The 4,556-nt window shown below is 62.3% G+C and carries 1 protein-coding gene and 1 pseudogene; both read right to left on the reverse strand.

Going from position 1 to position 4,556, the window contains the following annotated elements:
- Positions 1-463, reverse strand: a pseudogene (locus ACZ7HQ_RS44860) (transposase); the annotation flags it as partial.
- 399 nt (positions 464-862) lie between these two features.
- The gene (locus tag ACZ7HQ_RS44865; RefSeq protein ID WP_471003254.1) at positions 863-4,141 is read right to left on the reverse strand and encodes a hypothetical protein; all 3,279 of its coding nucleotides are present in this window, start codon (positions 4,139-4,141) and stop codon (positions 863-865) included.
- Positions 4,142-4,556: the final 415 nt, after the last annotated feature.

Here is a 4,556-nt window from a genome sequence, read left to right on the forward strand (position 1 = left end):
GGCCGTCCGACGGCGTCGTAGTACGTGGACGCCGCGGCGGGCAGCCCGTGCTCGGACAGCACCCGGCAGATCGGCTCGACTCCCCACCGCACCCCGGCCTCGCCGACATGGTCCTTGTGTTTCGCGATGAACGTCACGAGGTCTTCTTGGGCCAGTCGAGCTCGGCCGCGAAGAAAATCGAGGCCGCCCGCAGGATCTCGTTCGCCCGCTTCAGCTCCCGGACCTCGGCCCGCAGCCGACGCAGCTCCGCCGACTCCTCGGTGCTGGTCCCGGACCTGGTGCCGGCGTCGACCTCGGCCTGGCGCACCCACTTGCGGAGTGTTTCCGCGGTGCCGATGCCGAGCTTCCCGGCGACCGAGCAGATCGCCGCCCACTCGGTCGGATGATCGGGCCGGACCTCGGCCACCAACCGCACTGCACGCTCCCGCAGCTCGGCCGGGTAGTTCCTCGAAGGACGTGACATGGACCCCATCTCCTCACGAAATGGAGTCTCCGAACACACCGGGGTGGTTCACACTCCGGCTTCACGGAAATCTTGCCAGGGCCAGAGAAGGCCGTACGCCGACACCTCATCACCATGGCTGACGAGCGGCCATCCATCCCCGCTGCCTCTCCCACCCCAGCCCAGACGACATCCGCCGGCCCCCAGCCGACCGCCATCTGCCGCCGTCTACGGTGCCGTGCCCTCCCGGCCAATTCCAGGACCAGTCCCCGACGAGTCGGCACGATCCGCACACCCACCCCCTACTCACCACAGGGTCCGTGTGAGGAACGCCGATACCGACGCCCCTCACACGGACCCATCAACTGACACTCCGAAACCAGCCGCCACCCAACCGCCGGCCCCAGACGCCAGCGTCAACTACTCGACGCGGCCACCCTCCCGCTCCCGGTTGCGCTCACCCTCCCGCTCCCGCTCCCGCTCCCGGTTGCGGTCCCCGTTGGGGTCGGTGCTGTGCTCGGTACTGGAGCTGTGTTCGCCCTCATGGTTCGTGTCCCGCGGATCAAAAGAGCCACCCCCGCGCTCCTTCTCATCCACGCGCCCGTCACGGTTCGTGTCCCGCGGATCAAAAGAGCCACCCCCGCGCTCCTTCTCATCCACGCGCCCGTCACGGTTCGTGTCCCGCGGATCAAAAGAGCCACCCCCGCGCTCCTTCTCATCCACGCGCCCGTCACGGTTCGTGTCCCGCGGATCAAAAGAGCCACCCCCGCGCTCCTTCCCGACGGGGTCCCTGCTGTCGTTCGCAGGGTTCGTGCGGTCGCCGGTCTTGGACTCCTCGGGCTTACCCCCCTTAGCCTGTTGATTGTCCTTCGCGTCCGTGCGGTGGTCGTCCTGCGCGGGGTTCGTGCGGTCGCCGGTCTTGGATTCCCCGGGCTTACCCTCCTTAGCCTGGAGAGTGTCCTTGGCGTCAGCCTCCCCCTTAGCCTTCTGCGCGGCGTCCTGACCCTTCTTATCCCCGGTCAGTTCGTCCTTCGCGTCGACCTTGCCATCACCGTTCGTGTCGCCGCGTAAGAAGGCCCGAGGATCCTTGACCTTCTGCCAGGCTCCGTCCTTCTCCACATAGCCCAGAACGTCGTCGTAGTTCTTGAGGGTGGAGTCAGGCATCAACTGGTGCCAGGAGCCATCCTTCTCATGCCCGTAAAACTGGACCGGGGTTCCCTCGCCATCCTTCGTCACCTTCCACGACTCACCCGCCTTGGGATCCGACACCAGAGACCAACTCCTCAACCCAGCGAACATGGCAGGCTGAGGGACAGCCTCTTGCCCCGGCTCAGGCTTCTTGGCCGGTTCTTCCTTCTTCGTGGCCGGGTCTTCCTTCGGCTTCGACGACAGCTTCACCGGAGAAGGCCAGACCTGCTGGTCAAACGGGTGCCATCCATGGTAATAGTCCCTCTCGGTCGTCGAATATTTCGGCGAGAAGGACGTTCCCGTCATTCTCAGGGCGGCAATGCCTTGCTTGTCCACCACCCAGTGAGTGTTGTCATAACTGCCGAATTTGGTTTTTGCGCCGTCCGCTGTCGTGACCGTGACGTCGATCGGGTAAGAAAGAATTCCGGAGGCTATGGAACGACCGTCCGCCTTAAAGGCATTTGTCTCATAGAGGGTCACTTCTTTCCCCCCCTTGGGGACATCGAAAACCTTCCCGTCGGAGGTGGTGATGTGAACAGGCACCTCAAGGTCGTTGCGCATGGTGATCTTCCCGTCACCATAGTTCGTTTGATCCGCCGGCTTGCGGTTGGATCCGCTACGGTCTACCGCCGGCGTGACCCTGTCGATCTCCTTTTGCGCACGGTCGAGGGAATCCTGTACCGAGGCTTTGCTTGAGCCCTTCAGCTGCCGGTCCAATCCAGCAGCTGCGTCGTTGAGAGCGCTGTACACAGTCGGGTCCAGCCGCTCCTTGATGTCTGTTCTGCTCAGGAGCTTTTGCAAGCCATCCAAGGGCCGCCGCGCATTCTTGGAAGCCAAGCCTTCGGAGTTCCGATCAACCATATTCTGTATGTCCTGCGCCGCACCGGCTGCCAACAATGACAACGGGCGGGCGGAGTGCAGGAGATCGTATGCGGGCGAATCCTTCTTTACATTACCATTTAATGCAGTGAACATCTCGTTATACATGGACCCGAGGAATTCATCCGGGGAAACGCCCTTGGTGTACGCTTTGTCCGAGATGAAATCGTTCAGCTTTTCCAGGTCCGCTGGGTGGTCCGGGCCGGTGAAGTTCCTCTTGATGCCCTCCCAAAGGTCTTTGACCTTACTGACGATGTCGGTGGCCTTGTAGGCGGAAGAGTCGCCGTCGATGAGGCCACTCTGAATAGCGGCATCCGTTACGTTGACAGCCCGCTCCACTGCCTTGGGATCCGCCCAGTAGCCCGCACGAATTCCCTGCTTATGGCCAGGTTCGGTGTTTCCGGCACCGTAATAGATCCCGTCTTCCCTGGTTTCGTAGGACGTACCGAGGTTGCCGTTGAAGATGGAAGTCTTGTAACCCCCCTTCCCGTCGAGCTGCTGGAAGGTGAGTTTTACAGCGCCGACGAGGCCGACGTGGTCAAGGATATCCGTAGGGGCGTGGAAAATCTTCTCAGTAACGGTATTGGTGTAGACGACCTTGCTGTCACCCTCAGTGCCCTTCGGACCGAGCACCGTCACGCCGGTGTTATGGAGAAGCTTTCCCATCAGAGGAATGGCCGAGAGTGCGATGGTACCTGCCGCAGGAACGCCAAGGAGCATGGCAGTGACGTCCCTTGCGGCGTCGGTTATCGCGTTGACAACTCCCGCCGTACTGGAAGTCTCGCCGTAGACGAATGAAATCTGGTCCGATTTGTTTGTGACCACATTCTTTTCCGCCGAGTTCAGCGAGTCGGCCGCATCCTTGACGGTATTCACTAACTTGTCGAACCCGGACTCCTGCTTGTAACCCGCTTTATAGGTCTCTGCGTTCGACCCGGTGGATTTTGCTGTCCGGTCATTCGAGGCTGCTTCGTGGAAGGCGCCGTCCTTGAAGTACCATGACTTGCTGGCCGTGCTCTTGATGGTGGTCTCTTGTACGTTCTTCTTGGCATCCAGCGTGTAGAGCTTGAGCTGTGCGTTATCGTTGACCGCCGCGTTTCCAGGCTCTGACACGTAGCCGGCGGCGGGAACCTTGTAGACCACCCGGCTCTCATGCGCAGGGACTACAGTAATCCCGTACTTGGCGGACAGATCCGCCAATGCACCGCCGACGGTGCGCCCGAGGTCATGGACCTCCACCACGGTATTCGCGCCAACAGTCTTACCAATCAAACCGGCAAGGCCGGGCATGTCCTTGAGCGGCGTGCTCTCCAGAGCCGCAGCGCCGATCATTGCCGCAAGGTTCCCCATGAATGAAGCCACTGAGGCATCATTGCTGGGACCCGAGTAGACAACCATCGGAGCGTCGCTGTCATTGGTGACCACGCTCTCACCGATAACGGGCTTCTTCGAAACCTCCTCCGAACCCGTCGATGCCGTGGGCGCGGCATCCTTCGCGAAGGCAGGGCCCGCCGCGGCCGCGCCGATCCCCAGGGCGACGCTCAGGGAAAGGCTCGCCACAGCAAATCGGTTCGCAACAAGGATCGAGCTCTTACGAACCTTCTTGTGGCGTGCAGTCATGTCATCCTCCATGGACGCAAGTGAAAAGAGTCAGAAAATCATCACAGACACAATTACGTCACCAAGATCCTTGGGGGCGACAGGATGCCGTTCTGCTTCCTGTGCGACCGCTGGGCGGAAAATCAGGTGTTCCGTCTCCGTCTGCGCGAGATTTTGTTGTCCTGCTCATAGGACCCGCGGCAGCTCACCTTGTTACGCGGAACTCCGAGACTTGCCATGTGATGCGGGTCACGCTCAGTTGTGCAGAGGATTCCCCGGGTTTCTCGCGCGGCTCTCGTGCAGAGGGCTCCGCGATGCCGGCTGGTCTGCCGACTTGTCCGTCCGCACAGTCCGGTCCCGGGGGGGGGGGGGGGGGGGGGGGGGGGGGGGGGGGGGGGGGGGGGGGGGGGGGGGGGGGGGGGGGGGGGGGGGGGGGGGGGGGGGGGGG

The organism is Streptomyces sp. NPDC037290 (assembly GCF_055603245.1).